Origin of the sequence: Streptomyces sp. NPDC060035 (assembly GCF_042736635.1) — a bacterium.
Taxonomy (GTDB): domain Bacteria; phylum Actinomycetota; class Actinomycetes; order Streptomycetales; family Streptomycetaceae; genus Streptomyces.
In genome coordinates, this window is record NZ_JBHWVO010000017.1 from 126,332 (window position 1) to 144,722 (window position 18,391).

Annotated in this window: 13 protein-coding genes and 2 pseudogenes; 8 read left to right on the plus strand and 7 right to left on the minus strand. The window is 69.3% G+C overall.

Going from position 1 to position 18,391, the window contains the following annotated elements:
• Positions 1-264 precede the first annotated feature (264 nt).
• Positions 265-1,710 carry an argininosuccinate synthase gene (gene argG / locus ACFWBQ_RS25480; RefSeq protein WP_385496475.1) on the plus strand — a complete coding sequence of 482 codons (1,446 nt, stop codon included), beginning with the start codon at positions 265-267 and terminating at the stop codon, positions 1,708-1,710.
• A gap of 161 nt (positions 1,711-1,871) precedes the next feature.
• On the opposite strand, the gene ACFWBQ_RS25485 is transcribed toward argG, so the two are convergent.
• The gene (locus ACFWBQ_RS25485; protein WP_385496476.1) at positions 1,872-2,357 is read right to left on the minus strand and encodes a hypothetical protein; all 486 of its coding nucleotides are present in this window, start codon (positions 2,355-2,357) and stop codon (positions 1,872-1,874) included.
• Entirely contained in the window at positions 2,347-2,886 is a 540-nt protein-coding gene (locus ACFWBQ_RS25490) for an NUDIX hydrolase (protein WP_385496482.1), read from the minus strand. The genes ACFWBQ_RS25485 and ACFWBQ_RS25490 overlap by 11 nt, the downstream gene beginning before the upstream one ends.
• Before the next feature lie 276 nt (positions 2,887-3,162).
• Between ACFWBQ_RS25490 and ACFWBQ_RS25495 the strand changes: the two genes are divergently transcribed.
• From ACFWBQ_RS25495 to ACFWBQ_RS25510, 4 genes are all read left to right on the plus strand, one after another.
• Positions 3,163-4,092 (plus strand): oxidoreductase, encoded by a 930-nt coding sequence (locus ACFWBQ_RS25495; RefSeq protein ID WP_385496483.1) that lies wholly within the window; start codon positions 3,163-3,165, stop codon positions 4,090-4,092.
• Between the two features lie 69 nt (positions 4,093-4,161).
• Positions 4,162-4,713, plus strand: coding sequence for a GNAT family N-acetyltransferase (locus ACFWBQ_RS25500; protein WP_385496484.1), 552 nt, complete (start codon positions 4,162-4,164; stop codon positions 4,711-4,713).
• A 65-nt stretch (positions 4,714-4,778) separates the two neighbouring features.
• Positions 4,779-5,576, plus strand: a complete 798-nt coding sequence (locus tag ACFWBQ_RS25505; RefSeq protein ID WP_385496485.1) for a DUF5984 family protein — start codon at positions 4,779-4,781, stop codon at positions 5,574-5,576.
• A gap of 167 nt (positions 5,577-5,743) precedes the next feature.
• Positions 5,744-6,010 carry a hypothetical protein gene (locus ACFWBQ_RS25510; RefSeq protein ID WP_385496486.1) on the plus strand — a complete coding sequence of 89 codons (267 nt, stop codon included), beginning with the start codon at positions 5,744-5,746 and terminating at the stop codon, positions 6,008-6,010.
• A 129-nt stretch (positions 6,011-6,139) separates the two neighbouring features.
• On the opposite strand, the gene ACFWBQ_RS25515 is transcribed toward ACFWBQ_RS25510, so the two are convergent.
• On the minus strand, positions 6,140-7,585 hold the full coding sequence (locus ACFWBQ_RS25515) for a glyceraldehyde-3-phosphate dehydrogenase (protein ID WP_385496487.1): 1,446 nt from the start codon (positions 7,583-7,585) through the stop codon (positions 6,140-6,142).
• A 158-nt stretch (positions 7,586-7,743) separates the two neighbouring features.
• On the minus strand, positions 7,744-8,199 hold the full coding sequence (locus tag ACFWBQ_RS25520; protein WP_385496488.1) for a MarR family winged helix-turn-helix transcriptional regulator: 456 nt from the start codon (positions 8,197-8,199) through the stop codon (positions 7,744-7,746).
• A gap of 163 nt (positions 8,200-8,362) precedes the next feature.
• On the opposite strand from ACFWBQ_RS25520, the gene ACFWBQ_RS25525 reads away from it, so the two are divergent.
• Positions 8,363-9,817, plus strand: coding sequence for an MFS transporter (locus ACFWBQ_RS25525; protein WP_385496489.1), 1,455 nt, complete (start codon positions 8,363-8,365; stop codon positions 9,815-9,817).
• A 344-nt stretch (positions 9,818-10,161) separates the two neighbouring features.
• Here ACFWBQ_RS25525 and ACFWBQ_RS25530 read toward each other — a convergent pair.
• Together ACFWBQ_RS25530 and ACFWBQ_RS25535 are read right to left on the minus strand one after the other, a co-directional pair.
• Positions 10,162-10,770 (minus strand): annotated as a pseudogene (locus tag ACFWBQ_RS25530) (DUF6250 domain-containing protein); the annotation flags it as partial.
• Positions 10,771-10,824: 54 nt separating this feature from the next.
• Positions 10,825-12,675: pseudogene (locus tag ACFWBQ_RS25535) on the minus strand (hypothetical protein); the annotation flags it as partial.
• A gap of 405 nt (positions 12,676-13,080) precedes the next feature.
• Between ACFWBQ_RS25535 and ACFWBQ_RS25540 the strand changes: the two are divergent.
• A complete protein-coding gene (locus tag ACFWBQ_RS25540) occupies positions 13,081-15,573 on the plus strand; it encodes an ABC transporter (RefSeq protein WP_385496490.1) in 2,493 nt (830 codons plus the stop codon).
• A gap of 94 nt (positions 15,574-15,667) precedes the next feature.
• On the opposite strand, the gene ACFWBQ_RS25545 is transcribed toward ACFWBQ_RS25540, so the two are convergent.
• Complete coding sequence (locus ACFWBQ_RS25545; protein WP_385496491.1) at positions 15,668-16,633, minus strand: TauD/TfdA dioxygenase family protein; 966 nt, start codon at positions 16,631-16,633, stop codon at positions 15,668-15,670.
• Positions 16,634-17,147: 514 nt separating this feature from the next.
• Between ACFWBQ_RS25545 and ACFWBQ_RS25550 the strand changes: the two genes are divergently transcribed.
• Positions 17,148-18,353, plus strand: coding sequence for an ROK family protein (locus ACFWBQ_RS25550; protein WP_385496492.1), 1,206 nt, complete (start codon positions 17,148-17,150; stop codon positions 18,351-18,353).
• Positions 18,354-18,391: the final 38 nt, after the last annotated feature.

The following is an 18,391-nucleotide window of genomic DNA, read 5'->3' on the forward strand; positions in this document are numbered from 1 at the left end:
CGGACGTGTGCTCGCATGCGCATAGTCAGTGCCCCGTACCTGTTGACCGGGCATCTGCCCGTCCGCCGACTCGCACGAGACGCAGGCGGACAGTTGCGACCACGGAGTGTCAGACTGCACCTGCCTGAGGCCGGCCCTATGGGTGCGCACCGCGGCGTGCGGCACACGGCTTCCGGGGTGGTCGACCGGGCGCGCAGAGCGTCTGAGTGGTGCGGGTGACCCGGACGTTTTGCATGGACATGCGCGATGATGCATAATCTTCCTATGTCTAAGGTCCTCACCTCCCTTCCCGCCGGCGAGCGTGTCGGCATCGCCTTCTCGGGCGGTCTCGATACCTCCGTCGCGGTCGCGTGGATGCGCGACAAGGGCGCCATCCCGTGCACCTACACCGCCGACATCGGCCAGTACGACGAGCCCGACATCGGCTCCGTGCCCGGCCGTGCACAGGCCTACGGTGCCGAGATCGCGCGCCTGGTCGACTGCCGCGCGGCGCTGGTCGAAGAGGGCCTGGCCGCGCTCACGTGCGGCGCGTTCCATATCCGCTCGGGCGGGCGCGCCTACTTCAACACGACGCCGCTCGGCCGTGCCGTCACCGGCACCCTGCTGGTCCGGGCGATGCTCGAGGACGACGTGCAGATCTGGGGCGACGGCTCGACCTTCAAGGGCAACGACATCGAGCGGTTCTACCGCTACGGCCTGCTCGCCAACCCGCACCTGCGGATCTACAAGCCCTGGCTCGACGCAGACTTCGTCTCCGAGCTCGGCGGCCGCAAGGAGATGTCGGAGTGGCTTCTCGCCCACGACCTCCCCTACCGCGACAGCACCGAGAAGGCCTACTCCACCGACGCCAACATCTGGGGCGCCACTCACGAGGCCAAGACCCTGGAGCAGCTGAACACCGGCGTGGAGACCGTCGACCCGATCATGGGTGTGCGGTTCTGGGACCCCTCGGTCGAGATCGCCACCGAGGATGTGACGATCGGCTTCGACCAGGGCCGCCCGGTGACGATCAACGGTGAGAAGTTCGCCTCCCCCGTCGACCTGGTGATGAAGGCGAACGCCATCGGCGGTCGGCACGGCATGGGCATGTCGGACCAGATCGAGAACCGGATCATCGAGGCCAAGAGCCGCGGCATCTACGAGGCACCCGGCATGGCCCTGCTGCACGCCGCGTACGAGCGCCTGGTCAACGCCATCCACAATGAGGACACCCTCGCCCAGTACCACAACGAGGGACGGCGCCTCGGCCGGCTGATGTACGAGGGCCGCTGGCTGGACCCGCAGGCGCTGATGGTGCGCGAGTCGATCCAGCGCTGGGTCGGTACGGCCGTCACCGGCGAGGTGACGCTGCGACTGCGGCGCGGCGAGGACTACTCGCTCCTCGACACCGCGGGCCCGGCCTTCAGCTACCACCCGGACAAGCTGTCCATGGAGCGCACCGAGGACTCGGCGTTCGGCCCGGTGGACCGGATCGGCCAGCTCACCATGCGCAACCTCGACATCGCCGACTCGCGTGCCAAGCTGGAGCAGTACGCAGGCCTCGGACTGATCGGCACCGCCAACCCCGCCATCGGTGCCGCCCAGGCGGCCGCGACCGGGTTGATCGGCACCCTGCCGGAGGGCGGCGCCGAGGCCATCGCCTCGCGCGGCGAGGTCTCCGACGACGACGAGATGCTGGACCGCGCGGCGATGGAGTTCGGCACGGACTGACCGGCTCCGTCGAGCAGAAGGCTCGGCACCCCCGAAGGGGAGCACCACCGGAAGGCCGGGTCGACGCCGTTGGCGCCGACCCGGCCTTTCCCGTTGCCCGGGGCTGCGGTCAGGAACCGCCCCAGTCCTGCTGGCCGCGCACCTGGCCGAGCTCGCACGCGTCACGCTGCTCTGTCGAGGAGGTCGGTGATCGCCTGGAACACCGCGTCCTGGCGCTCCTCGTGGAGCCAGCCGTGGCCGGCATTCTCCAGGACCCGGCGCTCGCCGCGCCGGGCCGAGGAAGCCAGTTGCTCGTGCAGCGTGGTCTTGGCGTCGTTGATCTCGCGCAGCACTCCTTCCGGCCACAGATGCGCCTGCGCCGCGTCGTACCCCAGGGCCGTGAGCACGATCAGCGGCACATCGGGCAGGTCCGATGCGTGCCGGAGCTCGCCGGAGACCACGTCGTAGAGGTTCCGGTCCTCGTACAGGCCGGCCTTCCACGCCGCCGTGACGTGGTGCTCGATGAGCGGCCGGCGGACGGCGGGGGGCCACTTCGCAAAGAGTGGTGCGGCCTGGTCCGAGGCCTGCTGCAGCTGTTCCTGAGTCAGCTCCGGAATCTCCTGAGCGTGCAGCTGCGTCAGCTTCCGAGTCTCCGGCTCAGCCCTCACTGACGGCCCCACTCCGGACATAGCCAAGGTCGATGGGTGTCGCCGGTGCACCGTCCATCCGCACGTCGGCGAGCAATTGAGGCAGCTGCGGCGGCCACAACGGCTCGGAATCACCGGACAGATCATCTGGCGACCACCAACGCCATCGGAGGATCTTGTCTGCGGCATGCGAAGCGGCGAGGTCGCCGACTGGATCCCGGCGAGGGGCATGCGTGAGGAAGATCTGCTCGTGCTGGCGAACCGGCACTCCAGCCCGCGTGAAGTCGTGTTCCCACAGGCACAGCGTGGTGCCGTCGACCTCGATGTCGGTCCACCCGGTCTCCTCACGCAATTCGCGTTCGGCCGCCTGCAGCGGTGACTCGCCCGGATCCAGACCGCCGCCGGGCATCGCCCAGTGGACGCCGACTTCCTCGTTGTCGTACCGGAACATGAAGACCGACCCCGTGGGATCCAGGACTGCGACTCTGGCTGCTTGTCTGGGTATCCGCATCGTGTCAGCCTGCCAGTGCCGAACGCCGCTGTCGATCATGTGCGAGTCGCCACGACGCTCATCGGCCGGACCGTCCTGGCCGTCGCGCGCACCCAGCCACCCTTGCCCGACCTCATGAACGCCTACCTGATCGTCCTGCTTGGACGGGCTCAGCAGGCGAGACTCCATTGCGTTGCCGCAATTCTCCGCCCTGCAGACATACCAGACCCCGCTCCCTGGTCCGGCCTGGTCCGGCCTGGTCCAAAACGAAAGCCCATAGCGGCTGTCCGAAGAGATCCGGGGTGTGCGGTGGCACCCGCGGGGGAGGTGTGAGCCATGCACTCATGGAGTCTCGACGACATGCCCGACCTCTCCGGTACCACCGCGGTGGTCACGGGCGCGAACAGCGGAATCGGGGCGGTGACGGCGCTCGCTCTGGCCCGCTCCGGGGCCCGGACGGTGCTTGCCTGCCGCGACCCCGAGCGGGGCCGGCGCGCGCTGGACGCCGTCCGCCGTGCCGCTCCCGGCTCGGACATCCGGCTCGTCCGCCTCGACCTGGCGGACCTGTCTGCGGTGGCCGAGGCGGCCGACCGCATCTCGAAGGAGGTCGACGGCCGGCTCGACCTCCTGGTGAACAACGCGGGCGTGATGGCTCTGCCGTTGCTGCACACGGCCGACGGATTCGAGATGCAGTTCGGCATCAACCACCTCGGCCACTTCGCCCTCACGCTCCGCCTGCTGCCCGTCCTCGGGACGTGCGGCCCCTCACGAGTGGTGACCCTCTCCTCGCTGGCGCACCGCATCGGCCACATCGACCTCGACAACCTCGACGCCGAACGCGGCTACGGCAAGTGGCGTGCCTATGCGCAGTCCAAGCTCGCCAACCTGCTCTTCACCGCGGAACTCAAGCGCCGGGCCCAGGCCTCCGACAGGCAACTGGTCGCGCTGGCGGCTCATCCCGGCCTGTCCGCGACGGAGCTCGGGCAGGCCGGCCCGCGTCTGGCCGGACGCCCCTGGGCGGCGAAACTGGAACGGGCGACGCGCCTCTATACGCAACCGGCGTCCGTCGGCGCACTGCCCACGCTGTACGCGGCGACCTTGCCGGCAGCGCCCGGCGGAAGCTACTACGGCCCCCGCCACCTGGGCGAGACCAGGGGAGGGCCCGCGCCCGCCCGCACGTCGGCCCGTGCTCAGGACATGAACATGGCACGCGCACTGTGGGACGAATCGTCGCGCCTGACGGGGATGGCCGCCGACGTCGTCTGAGGCGCCGGGCCACGTGCCAGTTCCTGGACCGATGGCTTTTGCGTGACCGCACCTGGCACGATCGGCTCCGTGGCTCGACATTCGCCGACTCTGAGCAGAATCGAACTCGCAGACTGGCGAGCTGTTCACTCCTGGGCTTCCCTTGCCCAGGTCTGCCGCTTCCAGACCTGGGGTCCGAACACCGAGGAGCAGACGCGCGTCTTCGTCACGGCTGCGGTCGAGGCGCAGTCGCACCGCCCTCAGCATCGGTTTTCCTATATGGCGCGTGTCGAGGACGAAGTGGTCGGCATGGGTGAGCTCCATGTCCGGAGCCGAGGACACCGTCAGGGCGAGATCACCTATGTCGTGCACCCCCGGGTCCGGGGCCAGGGCATCGGAACGGCGATCGGCAAGCACCTGCTCGCGTGGGGGTTCGAGGATCTCGGCCTCCACCGCATCCGTGCCACGTGCGACCCGCAAAATCCTGGGTCGGCTCAGGTGCTCCGCAAACTGGGCATGACATGGGAAGGACGTCATCGTCACACCGTGCTGATCCGGGACGGCTGGCGGGACTCCGAGATGTTCAGCATCCTCGAGGAGGAGTGGCGCGCGGTCACCCAGTACAGGGCGAGCGCCGGGTGACCACCTGGGTCGGAGGCACGCCCGGGTCATACAAAGGCTGTTGATCGAACTGGGACACTGGGCCGGTGACCCACCATGAACCTGCGATTCGATTCCGTTTCGGACTGGCTCCGTTGGAGACGCTCACGCCCTGGGGCGGTGAGCGTCCCGTACTTCACTGGTTCGGGCTGACAGACGGCTGGTACTGCATCGACCTCGGGGGTCATGAAGTGCTGCGCTACTCCGCGCGCAGTGTGCAGGAACTGCGGAGCGATACCGGCACCGAGCCGCGACACCCGTACGTGGAGTACTTCGTCGTCCGGCTGTGGGAGGACGTCATCGCCCTCGTGTCGGGGGCGATGGAGCCGGTGCCGCCCGACTTGGCGGACGTTGCGGCCGACATCTCGCCGGACTGGGAATGGCAGGACGCGCCGGAGGCCGAGGCCGCCATGTACTGGCACAGTGCCGGATACCTGTACACGGACTACCTGCGCGTCGCCCCGCACATCCGCTGTCGGCGTACCGTCGTCGGCAAGGACGACACCGTGACCGTCGCCTGGGAGCACCAGGCGGACCCGGAGGGCGTGATCGAGTTCGTCGGCCCGCAGGCGGGTCGGGTGACCATGCCGACGAGCGAGTTCCTTGCGGCGGTGAGCGAACTGGACCGGGCGCTGTTCTCCGCGATGGATCAGCGCATCGGCCGGCTTGAGGAGTCAGGCCCCCCGCCCGGGGTCGAACTGGACATGGAGCAGTTGCGTCGTGAACACCGGGACCGAGCCACGTGGCTGCAGCGCGCACGTGACCGCGAGCCCGGTACCGACTGGGACGTCGTACGGGCGGGTCTGCGCATCCTTCTTGTCCCGGGGGTGCTGCCGGAGGACTGAGGGGTGTCGGGAGCCGGCGGGCGTCAGGCGGTCCCGGGCGGGGTCAGGACAGGTTCTTCACCGGGCGGACGGGCGGGATTGCGGAGCATCACAGCTGACCTGCCTCGCGCAGGGCGAACGGCGGAACACGAGCAGTCGCTGTCAGTGCCGACTGCGATGCTGCCCTTATGGATGAGCTGGAGTTCATGCGCGGCAGGGTCTACGGAGCGGACCACGAGGAGGCGGGGCCGCTTCCGGGCCGTTTGTATGTGGAGCTGGTCGGCGGACCGTTGGACGGCCTTCTCCTGGATGTCACCGACTGGCCCGACCCGGCCCGTCATGAAAGCGTCGCTCTGCCCACGGAGATCGGCCGCTACGGTCCGGGCGGCCGCGCCCTGTACGCCCCGAGGGCAGCGGAGCGGCGCCGGTTCCACTGGCACGGAGACAGCCCTTAGCTGTGCCGGCCGTGGTCCGACGCGATGTTCTGCCGGGGCGGGCAGGGCTGTGGGAGAGCAACCGGATCGGTTGCTCTCCCACACCGCCGTCCGCCGGGGCACCGGAACGGACCGGACGATCCGCCGCGGTCAGACAGCCGGCGCCGGGTAGGTCGGGTACTCCACACCGGACACGTGCTGAACCACGCGGATGACCTGGCAGGAGTAGCCGAACTCGTTGTCGTACCAGAGGTAGAGGATCGCGTTGTCGCCCTCGACCTTCGTGGCACCGGCGTCGACGATCGAGGCGTGGCGCGAGCCGATGAAGTCGCTCGAGACCGCGTCGGGGGCGGTGGTGAAGTCGATCTGGCGCTTGAGCGGGGAGGTCAGCGACACGTTGCGGAGGTAGTCGAGGACCTCCTCACGGGTGGTCTCGCGCCCGAGCCTCAGGCTGAGGATCGCGATCGATACGTCCGGCACCGGGACGCGGATGGAGCTTCCGGTGATCGGCGCGTCGAGGTCGGGCAGCGCCTTGGCGACGGCGGAGGCGGCGCCCGTCTCGGTGATGACCATGTTGAGCGGCGCCGAGCGGCCGCGGCGGTCCGACGGGTGGTAGTTGTCCAGCAGGTTCTGGTCGTTGGTGAACGAGTGGACGGTCTCCACGTGGCCGCGCAGCACGCCGTACTCGTCCGCCATCGCCTTCAGCGGCGGGACGATCGCGTTGGTGGTGCAGGACGCACAGGACAGGATCTGCTCGTCGGGCTTGATCGTGTCGTGGTTGACGCCGTGCACGATGTTGGGGACGTCGCCCTTGCCCGGCGCGGTCAGGACGACCTTGTCGATGCCGGGGCGCAGGTGCTTCGACAGGCCCTCGCGGTCGCGCCACTTGCCGGTGTTGTCGATGAGGATGGCGTTCTTGATGCCGTACGCCGTGTAGTCGACCTCGGACGGGTCGCCGGCGTAGATCACCTTGATCTCGTTGCCGTTGGCGATGATCGTGCTGTTCGCCTCGTCGACGGTGATCGTGCCCTGGAACTGGCCGTGGATGGAGTCGCGGCGCAGCAGCGAGGCGCGCTTGACGATGTCCTGCTCGCCGCCCTGGCGGACGACGATGGCGCGCAGCCGCAGGCCGTTGCCGGAGCCGGCCTTCTCGATGAGCAGGCGCGCGACGAGGCGGCCGATGCGGCCGAACCCGTAGAGGACGACGTCGCGCGGCTCGCGGCGCTCGATCTTGTTGGCACCGGTGGCGCCGGCGACGGCCTCGGCGGTGAACTCCTCCACCGAGAGGCCGCGGTCGTCGGCCTTGTACGTCGCGGCGAGCATGCCGATGTCGATCTGGGAAGGGCCGAGATCCAGCGTGGTGAGAGCCCGCAGGAACGGCAGCGTCTCGGTGACCGAGAGCTCCTCGCCGGCGATCTGGCGCGCGAACCGGTGGGTCTTGAGGAGGCTGACCACCGACTTGTTCACCAAGGAGCGGCTGTGAAGCAGGACGGTGACGTCCCCCTCCCGGTGCAGCTTCCCGATGATGGGGATCATCGATTCCGCGATCTCCTCGCGGATCTTCCAGTTGGTGAACGAGTCGTCATTGACAGTCACAGGTTTATCTTTCGAGCTAGGAGGCGCTCATATGCTAACCCGACGTCGTTTTGATCGTTCAAGGGGTGCCGCGGCGGCCTGATGCCGGCCATGAGAAGGCTCCTGGCGCTGTGACCGGGAGCGCCGCCACCGACGGTCCGGGCCGGTGGTGAACCGGGTCACGGCCGCGGCCAGGGCCGCCCGCCGAGCCGCTCGATGCCGGTGTTGAACCGCTTGAGGTAAGCGGCGAAGGCGGCAATGTCCTGCTCCGGCCAGTCGGCCATGACCCGTCCCAGCGAGCGGACGGTGCGCTCACGTTCTTCGTCGAGCAGGCGGGCGCCCTTGTCGGTGATGCGGAACTTGCGGGCCATGCCGCCCGCGGGGTCGGGGATGCGCTCCGCCAGTCCCGTGTGCATCACGGCAGCGGTCTGCCGGTTGAGGGTGGAGGCGTCGAGCCCGAAGGCGTCGCTCAGCTCGCCGATCGACATCGGCCCCTGGACGCGAAGCCGGCTGAGCAGGATGTAGGCGCTGCGCTCCAGTCCGCCGTCCTTGGTGCGCCCGTCTCTGTGCTGCAGGAGACCGTGGCGGCTGAGCAGCATCTGCTCGTACTCGACCTCGTACGTCGGCCTGCTCATGCGCGTGCTGCCTCCTGCACTTCTGCCTGGCCGGCACGTTGCGGTTCGCGGCGGCCGGGGTTCCAGTGTCGCACGGCAATGTGCATCACCCATATGATGTGGGCAATACATTCGATGTGTACGATGCATATTGCAACCCGACAGATATGCGAGGAATTTCACTATGGAAGCCCCCCAGCCCTCGGCCCGCGCAGGCGCCGTGGTCGCCACGCTGGCTTTCGCCGGCACCACGGCGGCGATCATGCAGACGCTGGTCACGCCCCTGATCGCGGAACTGCCCCAGATCCTGCACACCTCGTCCGCGAACAGTGCCTGGGTGATCACCGTCACCCTGCTGGTGGCGGCAGTGTGCGTGCCCGTCACCGGACGGCTCGGTGACCTGCTGGGCAAGCGCAGGATGCTGCTCGCGTGTTCCGTGCCCCTCATCGTGGGGTCGGTGGTGTGCGCGCTCGCGTCCTCCGTCGTCCCCATGATCGTCGGGCGCGGTCTGCAGGGCATGGGGATGGGCATGGTGCCCCTCGGTATCGCCCTGCTGCGTGACGTGGTCCCCGCGGAGAAGCTCAGCTCCTCCATTGCGCTCGTCAGTGCCTCCATGGGCATCGGGGGCGGTCTCGGCCTGCCGATCTCCGCAGCGGTCGCCCAGTACACGAGCTGGCGGGTGCTCTTCTGGGGTTCGGCCGTGCTCGCCGTGGCGATCGCCGCACTGATCTGGTTCATGATCCCGGACATTCCGGCCGGCGCCAAGGGCCAGCGCTTCGACGCGCCCGGCGCGATCGGTCTCGGTGTGGGACTGGTCTGCCTCCTGCTCGCCGTCTCCAAGGGCGCCGAGTGGGGCTGGGGCTCGACAGCGACGCTCGGCCTGTTCACCACCTCCGTCGTGGTCCTGCTGGCCTGGGGCTTCTGGGAGACCCGCACCCGGGATCCGCTGGTCGACCTGCGCACCACGGCCCGGCCCCGGGTCCTGCTCACCAACCTCGCCTCGGTCTTCATCGGGTTCGGTATGTACGCCAGCATGCTGATCATTCCTCAGCTGCTGCAGTTCCCCGATGCCACCGGTTACGGCCTGGGTCAGTCGATGCTTGCCGCAGGCCTGTGGATGGCGCCCGGTGGCATCATGATGATGCTCGTCTCCCCCTTCGGTGGAAAGCTCACCGACGCCCGCGGTCCGAAGTTCACGCTGATCTGCGGTGCCCTGGTCATCGCCGCGGGCTATGGCCTCTCGCTGGTCCTGATGGGTTCCGCCTGGGGCCTGATGCTCGTCTGCATGGTCATCAACGGTGGTGTGGGCCTTGCCTACGGTTCGATGCCCGCGCTGATCATGAGCTCGGTGCCGCTCTCCGAGACCGCTGCCGCGAACGGCTTCAACACGCTCATGCGATCCCTCGGAACCTCGATCGGTGCCGCGGTGGTCGGAGTGGTCCTGTCCCAGATGAACATCACCATGGGCGGCTTCAGCCTCACCTCGGAGAGCGGCTTCCGCGCCGGCCTGATCATCGGAGGCGGCGTCGCTCTGGTGGCTGCTGTCATCGCGACGGTCATTCCGGCCGCCCGTACGGCTGTTCTCGGCAAGAAGGCCGACGGGACCGCTGTCGAGGAGCAGGCCACGGTGAAGGCCTGACGCTCCGGCCTCCGCGCCCGGCGTACAGGCCCGGCGCGGACGCCGGCTAGGGCCTTTCGGCGGTTCCCAGCGATGGGGTGATGACGGCGAAGACCCCGACGAGTAGTTCGTCGGGGTCTTGGCCGTCATCGCTGCAGGGCATCGAAGGCGGTCAGCGCCGTCCCGGCGGCCCTCTGCGGGGACCGGAGGACCGACGCGCGTACAGCTGTCCTCTGCGGCCGCCGATCCCGAAACCGGCCGCCGCCTGCGGGAGTTGTCGGAACAGCTTGCGGATGTGCGGTTCCTGTTTCCTGCCGCGGTCCGAGGGGCAGTCCTCGCCTCTCCCGCAGGGTTGGGCCCACTGATCAGGTACGGGCCGGCGGGCGCCACACGGTGAAGTCACTGATCCGGAAGTGACTGGTGACGGTGCGGAAGGCGAAGTACCCACTGGTGTACGCCTCCGGGTCGCGGTGGTCGAAGACCAGCTGACCGTTGTTCCACCACTGGACCTTCGAGCCGTCGGAGACGATCCTGACCCGGTTGGGCTCGTTCGCTGTCAGCAGCGGTTGTGTGTAGTCGTACAGCAGCGGGCGGTTGTCCGGATCTCCTACGTAACGCCGCAGCCGGGTGGTGGTGTTGCCGTTCGCCCCGTATCCGACGTAGTACGTCCGAAGGTAGTTGTACTCGTCGAGCCGGCCCTCCCTCACGGTCGCGAAGAGGTCGTGGGGGGAGCGCACATCTGTGGCGTTCCAGAAGTTGTTCAGATCCGACACCCGGTCGTTGGGACCGCCCTGGGAGACCGGCGTCGCGGTGTACTCGAGCTCGTACCGGCCCTTCAGCCTCTGCCCGAACCAGACGGTCGCACCGCTGGGAACGTCGATGTCCAGGATTCCGTCCGCGGCTGTCACCGAGCCACCGTCCTGGAGCTCGGAGCGCCACCGGCCCGTTCCGGAGCGGAAGGAGTCGCCGGCGATGCGGGTCCAGGCGCGGTCGGGGCCGGTGTCCGTACGGACAGCGGGCTTGGGCGGGTTCCTGGAGTCGAAGCCGAGACAGTAGTCGGTGAAGGTCGACTGGAGGTACCCGCGTACCGTCCAGCCGAGCCGGTACGCGGGGTTGTGGGCGAGCGTGTAGAGCCGGGTGCGGGTGGGCTCGGTGGTGGTGTAGAGACGAAGAGCGGTGTGGTCTTCGGTCTCGGCGAGGATCTCCTCACGCCAGTCGCCCAGGATGTCGCCGTAGAAGGGCGTCGCGTTGCGGGCTCCGGCAACGACACCGGACGGATCGAAGATTCTGGCGGACGTCTCGGACCTCGGGTTCCACTTCTCGACGTGGGTGCTGTCGAGGAGCTCGGCGCCCTTGTCCCCGTCCCACCAGATACGGAAGTTGACGCTGGGAGTGGTCGTGGAGACCTTGCCGTCCCGGACGTTGCGAACGCCCGAGCCGGACGCGGTCACGTCGGCGGTGGAGGTCCAGTACTCGAGGCCTCGGTGGCGGGGGTCGATATCGGCGGCGGTACCGCGGCCGACATCGAGGTCCGCCTCACCGGCCGGGTTCTCGGGGTGGGCGCCGGTGGTCAGGCGCTCGCCGGTCCCGGCGTCGTAGTAGTACCAGGGGAACGCGGACACCACACCGAGCTCGGACTGCTGGATCGCGAACCCTTCGAGTCCCGGGCGGTCGGGGTCGAGGTCCGCGATATGGAATCGGTCTCCGTGGCCCGCGCCGTCGACGACATAGCGCAGCGTTCCCCCGCTGTTGACCACGTAATTGCCGTCGGCGATCTCGTCCTTGCCGTCCTGGTCGACGTCAACGACCCGGATCTGGTGGAAGCTCGTGGCGCCGCTCTGCGAAGTGGCCACGTACTTCCAGCGGCTGCTCAGTTCGCGGCCGTCGAAGTCCCAGGTCTGGAAGAGGGTACGGAAGGCACCGCGCTTGGCGCCGACCCGGGTGACCAGCTTGGTCACCAGGCTGGGGTGCACCCCGTCCAGGTAGGCGACGCCGAACTGGCCTCCGGAGGGGCCGTCCGCGGTGAAGTCCTCGGGGACGGGCTGCCGGGTGCGTTCCGTTCCGCTCTCGCCGTCGATGACCGAGATGAACTGCTGCGCGGGTGAATCGGCTTCGACTTGCGCACCGTCGGCGAACGTGGTGCCGTCCGCGGTGTGGACGAGGACCTCGGCCCTGCCGTCGCTGTCCAGGTCGTAGACGGTGACGTTGTCGTCGTTGCGGTAGCCACCGATGGCGGTCGACCCGCTGATCGCTGCGGGCGCGGGGTCGTTGGCGCCATTGCCCGCGACCTGGGTGTACGAGCCGGGCCCCTGGTCGACGCGCCACAGCCGCCGGCCGGTGAGGGTGTACGCCTCGAGCAGGTCAGGCTTGTCCCGGGTACCGGAGAGGCGGCTGACGACCAGTTCGTAACGGCCGTCGCCGTCGAGGTCACCCGGCCATGCGTGCTGCACCGTGTAGCCGTCGGCGCCGGAGAGCGGTATCTCGGCGTAGCCCTCGGCGAAGGAAAGGGCGGGGGTGCCGGCCTGCTGCTCCCCGCCGTCCACGACCGCGCGCACCGTGTACGTACCACCACCCCTGCTGTTGTCCTGGTACGTGGTGGACTCGGTGACGGGCCTGCGGTTGAGCCGCTTTCCGGCCTTGTAGACATTGAACGCCACGGCGGAGCCGTATTCGGTGCCCAGCAGCCGCCAACTGAGGAAGGTTCCCTTCCCGGACGGGACGGCGACGAGTCCCCGGTCGAGATTCTCCAGGATGCGGCGGGGCTCCGGGGAGCCGTTGTGGCCGGATGCGGCTGCGGCCGGGACCGACAGGAGTCCGGCGAGGACCGCTGCGGCGCTCACCGCGGCGATTCTTCGGTATCCGGAACGGATGGCGTGCATGACGATCGGTACTCCTTCGGTGCGGGGGTGCGGGGTGCAGGGTTCGCGAGGGCAGAAGCGGAAGGTAGTAAGCGCTTAACACGATGCGGGGCCCCAGGTGCCGTGTCGATCTTTTCGGGTGAGGTGCCACACGACCGCAACGAGGTGCTAACAAAGGCCGGGCCATCGCCCTGCGGAGCTCGTTCCCTCCCGGGGACGGGGATGGGATGGGGATGGAGATGGGGATGGGGACGAGGCGACGAGGGAGCGCGGACTGCGGATCAGCAGCGGCGAGCGCACACTGATGGAGGAGACGCAGCGAGGCCATATTCTCGGCACCAGGCGGATGGCCTGCGGGGGAGAGGCGCCTGGGCGGAGCGTCGGGCGGCGGCGTGCCCGCCCTTCCCCGATGCCGTCCGGAGAGTTATGAGCAGCCCCGCCGATGACCCGTACGTGCGGGTGCGCGGCGCCCGCGAGCACAACCTGCGGAACGTCGACGTGGACATCCCGCGGGACGTCCTGGCCGTCTTCACCGGAGTCTCCGGGTCGGGCAAGTCGTCGTTGGCGTTCGGCACGATCTACGCGGAGGCGCAGCGCCGGTACTTCGAGTCGGTCGCCCCGTACGCGCGCCGGCTGATCCACCAGGTGGGAGTGCCCGCGGTGGACGACATCCTCGGGCTGCCGCCGGCCGTCGCACTGGAACAGCGACGGGGTTCGGCGACGTCCCGCTCGTACGTCGGCACCGTGACGACGTTGTCGAACACGCTGCGGATGCTCTTCTCCCGCGCGGGCACCTATCCTCCGGGCGCCGAGCCGGTGGATTCCGATGCCTTCTCCCCGAACACGGCAGCCGGCGCGTGCCCGGGGTGTCACGGCCTGGGCAGGGTGCATCGCACGACCGAGGAACTGCTGGTCCCGGACCCGTCGCTGAGCATCGGGGAGGGGGCCATCGCGGCGTGGCCGGGTGCCTGGCACGGCAAGAATCTGCGGGATGTGACGCGAACCCTCGGCTACGACATCGACCTGCCCTGGCGGGAGCTGCCGCGCAGGGAACGGGAGTGGATCCTGTTCACGGACGAGCAGCCGGTCGTGACCGTTGATCCGGTGCGGGAGGCGGGCCGGATCCAGCGCTCGTACCAGGGCACCTTCCAGAGCGCCCGGCGCTACGTGATGCACACCTTCGCCGACTCCAAGAGCCAGACACTGCGCACCCGCGCCGAACGGTACCTGGAGAGCTCGGCCTGTCCGGACTGCGGTGGCAGCAGGCTCCGCCCTGAGTCATTGGCTGTCACCTTCGCCGGGCGGACGATCGCCCGGCTCAACGCGATGTCGCTCGCCGCTCTGGCCGAAGTGCTGCGGCCCGTGGCCCGGGGCGAGGCCGGTGAATTCCCCGAGGGGCCACAGCGGCAGGTCGCCGAAACGCTGTGCACCGACCTCGTCGCGCGTATCGCGGTGATCACCGAACTGGGCCTGGGCTATCTGAGTCTGGACCGTACGACGCCGTCACTCTCACCCGGGGAACTGCAACGGCTGCGCCTGGCCACCCAGTTGCGATCGGGCCTGTTCGGGGTGGTGTACGTCCTGGACGAGCCGTCGGCGGGGCTGCACCCGGCGGACACCGAGGCCCTGCTGACGGTGCTGGTACGGCTGAAGGAGGCAGGCAACTCGGTGTACGTCGTCGAGCACGACATGGACGTGGCCCGCAGGGCGGACTGGATCGTCGACGTCGGACCGCACGCGGGCGAGCTCGGCGGCCGGGTCCTGCACAGCGGCCCGGTGGACGGGCTGGCATCCGTTGCCGAGTCGGCCACCCGCCGGTTCCTGTTCGCCTCGGGTCCCGACCCCGCGGCCGGACGTACTCCGCGAGAGCCGTCGGCCTGGCTCCACCTGCGGGGCATCAACCGGCACAACCTGCGGGACCTGGACGTCGAACTGCCCCTGGGGGTGTTCGCCGCTGTCACCGGCGTTTCGGGGTCGGGAAAGTCGACGCTGATCGCGCAGGTGCTCGCCGGGGTCCTCGCCGAGCATCTGGGCGCGGAAGTCCCGCCGGACAACGCCGGCGATGCCGGCGACGCAGGAGAGACGGAGCGCGCCGGGGCCGGCGCGGGCTTCGTTGCCGCGGGGGTGGAGAGCGTGGACCGCCTGGTGCAGGTGGACCAGAAACCCATCGGTCGTACGCCGCGCTCCAACCTGGCCACCTACACCGGCCTGTTCGACTCCGTACGCAAGCTCTTCGCGGCCACCGACGATGCGAGGCAGCGCAGCTACCACGCGGGACGGTTCTCGTTCAACGTCGCCGGGGGCCGGTGCGAGACCTGCCAGGGCGAGGGCATGGTGGCCGTGGAGCTGCTCTTCCTGCCCGGTACCTATGCGCCGTGCCCGCAATGCCGTGGCGCCCGCTACAACGAGGAGACCCTGCAGGTCCGTTATCGCGGGCGCAACGTCGCAGAGGTGCTGGGCATGACGGTGGATGCGGCTGCGGAGTTCTTCGCCGATGTCCCGCAGGCGGCACGGAGCCTGCGCACGCTGCGGGAGGTGGGCCTGGGATATCTGCGGCTGGGGCAGCCCGCCACCGAGCTGTCGGGCGGCGAGGCACAGCGGATCAAGCTCGCTTCGGAGCTCCAGCGGAGCCGTGGCGGACACACGGTGTATGTGCTGGACGAGCCGACAACAGGACTGCATCCGGCCGATGTCGAGCTGCTGATGGCGCAGCTGCACGGACTTGTCGACGCGGGCCACTCGGTGTTCGTGGTCGAGCACGAGATGGGAGTGGTCGCCGGAGCCGACTGGATGCTCGACCTCGGGCCCGGAGGCGGCGATGCGGGTGGCCGGGTGGTCGCCTCCGGGCGGCCGGCGGATGTGGCCCGGGCGGGCGGGAGCCTGACGGCCGACTACCTGGCACGCCGGTTCAGCGGTTGAGCCGGCGCGATGTCTGCCTGCGGTCCCACCCGGGCGGGCGGCGCCGTGGCACCGCCCGCCCGGCTGCGTACGTCGCCGTACGGGCCGGACACGCTCACGCGCCGGCCTTCTGTGCCACCGGGTCTTCCGAGGCGCCGGAGGCGATGCCGAATGCAGGGTCGGGCACCTCTTCGGGGCTGATGAGGGTGGACGAGCGCCCGTCGACACCGACCGGGATGTCACCGTCGATGGTGACGCGGCGGAGCTTGCGCTCGTGCGCGTCGGAGTCGTCCACGCCGTAGTGCTGCGTGGCCCGGTTGTCCCAGATGGCGACGTCGCCGGTCTGCCACTGCCAGCGCACGGTGTTCTCCGGGCGCTCGATGTGCGACTGGAACAGGTCGAGCAGGGCCCGTGAGTCCCGGCCGGTCAGTCCGCTGATGCGCTGGACGAAGTTGCCGAGGAGCAGGACGCGCTCGCCGGTCTCGGGGTGGACGCGCACCACCGGGTGCTCGGTGAGGAACTTGATGGACGTGAACACCTCGCGGTACTGGGCCAGTGCCTCGGGCCGAGCGTTGGGGCGCAGGGCCGCGTAGTCGTAGTCGTTCGAGTGGACCGCGCGCAGGCTGTCGGCGAGTACGCGAATCGGCTCGGGCAACCCGGCATAGGCGGCCGCGGTGTTGGACCACAGGGTGTTGCCGCCGTACGGAGGGATGACTACGGCGCGCAGGATCGAGAACGCCGGATAGGCGGGCACGAACGTGACGTCGGTGTGCCACTGGTTGGCCCGGGTGCCGCGGTCGGAGGTGATGCCGAGCGAGTAGCGGCCGTCGGCGGAGGGAACGGTGGGGTGGGCGACCGGGGTACCGAGCAGCCGGCCGAACGCCTCGTGGCTGTCCTCGTCCAGGTGGTCCTGGCCGCGGAAGAAGACGACCTTGTTGGCCAGTATCGCGGCCCGGACCGCTGCGACGGTCGCGGGGTCGAGATCGCCGCCGAGGCGCACCCCGGAGATGACGGCGCCGAGCCGGCCGCCGACCTTCTGGACGGTGACGGTGGACGCGGGGGCGGTGGTTGCCGAGGACATAACGGGATTTCCCTTCGGATGCCGAGATCAATCATTGGTTAATCTTGGAGAGGAATTAATTGAACGGAGCGAGACGCCCGGCAAGGACGCGGTTCGATACGGGTGATGGGGGGAAGCGGGACCGAGTCGCCGGACGTACGGGGCCGGAGCGGCAGGTCAGACGGCGGTACAGCGACCCGGACACGCCTGGGGCACTGTGGCGCGGCCGGCGTGGGCGGGCCGCGCAGCGGGAACGGCCGTCGCGAACATGCCTCGGAGACTTCCAGTGGCCTGCGGCGTACGTCAAGCACACATCCACTCCCCGAACGGTGTGCGGCAGTGGTTGAATCGGCGCTTGCGTGAGACCGGTTCCCCCTCCGGCAACGCCTCGTCAAACCGTCTCTGAGCAGCCGTTTTTCGGGCCGTTCTGTAGGTGTCGCGCACCCTGCCGCGGCACCGGGCACAGGCCCCGGCGCGATTTCACGCCGCCGTAACGTTGCGACCGCCCCGTGTCGCAGGACCGAAGGAGGTCCCCATGACAGCAGCGCCTCACATCTCCAGGACGACCGGTGACGGCCGGCGCGAGGCCAACGCCGCCACGGTGCTGCGCGCCGTGCTGGATCACGGGCCTGTCGCCCGCAGGACGATTGCCGAACTCTCCGGTCTCAGTCCGGCCGCCGTCTCACGTCAGTGCACCGACCTGGTACGTCTCGGCCTGGTGAGGGAGCTTCCCGAACTGGTCGAGAGCATCGGTGTGGGCAGACCACAGATCCCGGTCGACCTCCATACCGGGGAGACCGAAGGGCCGGTGGCGGGTGGTGTCCACATCGGCGTGCCCGCATCGACGTTCGGACTGCTCGACCTACGAGGCAGGCTGCTGGCCCGCAGCACGCTCTCGCACGACGGCATCGCCCCCGGGGATCTGTCGCACCGGATCCTCGGCGGCCTGCGCACGTTTCTCGCCGACGCCGGCCGGGGCCGTCGTCTGCTGGGGGTCGGCGCGGCACTCGGCGGCTGGGTGGATCCAGGCCTGGGTACGGTCGTGCGGCATGACGCGCTGGGCTGGCACCAGCGCCCGCTGGGTCTTGAACTCGCCCGTGGACTGGGCGGACTTGAGGTGCGCATGGACAACCACGCCCGGGCCATCGCGCAGTCCGAGATCCTCTTCGGCCGGCCCGCGGCGCGCCGCAGCCTGGTCCATCTCTTCGTCGGCAATGTGGTCGACGCCGCCCTGGGCATCGCCGGGGTCGTCCATCAGGGGCCGGGGTCCGGTGCGGGGGACGTGGCGCACCTGCCCGTACCGGATTCCACGGCCGTCTGCCCCTGCGGGCGGTCCGGCTGCCTGGAGGCGACGGCCTCCAACACAGCCGTCGGGCTGACCGCCGTGCGGCGCGGGATCGTGCCCGAACCCGATGTGCACCTCGTGGTGGACGCGGCGGCCGCCGGGGACCGGCGCGCGGACCGGCTGCTGCGCGAGCGGGCCCGGGCGGTCGGTCGTGCGACGGCCCTGCTGCTCGATGTCCTCAACCCCGACCTGGTGGTTGTCACCGAACACTCCAGCCTGGTCAATCCCGACTACCTCGAGGAGATCCGGGGTGCGGCGATCGATCTGTCCCACGTCTGCGGGGACCCCGAACGGATCGTCAGTCCGCATGCCGGGACGGCCGTCCTGCCCGTCGCAGCGGGCACAATTCTACTGGACCCGCTGTTCAAGAGCCCTTTGGCGACCTTCGGCCGGTAGCCGGACGGAGGGGCAGGAATGCGTTGCGTGCCAAGATC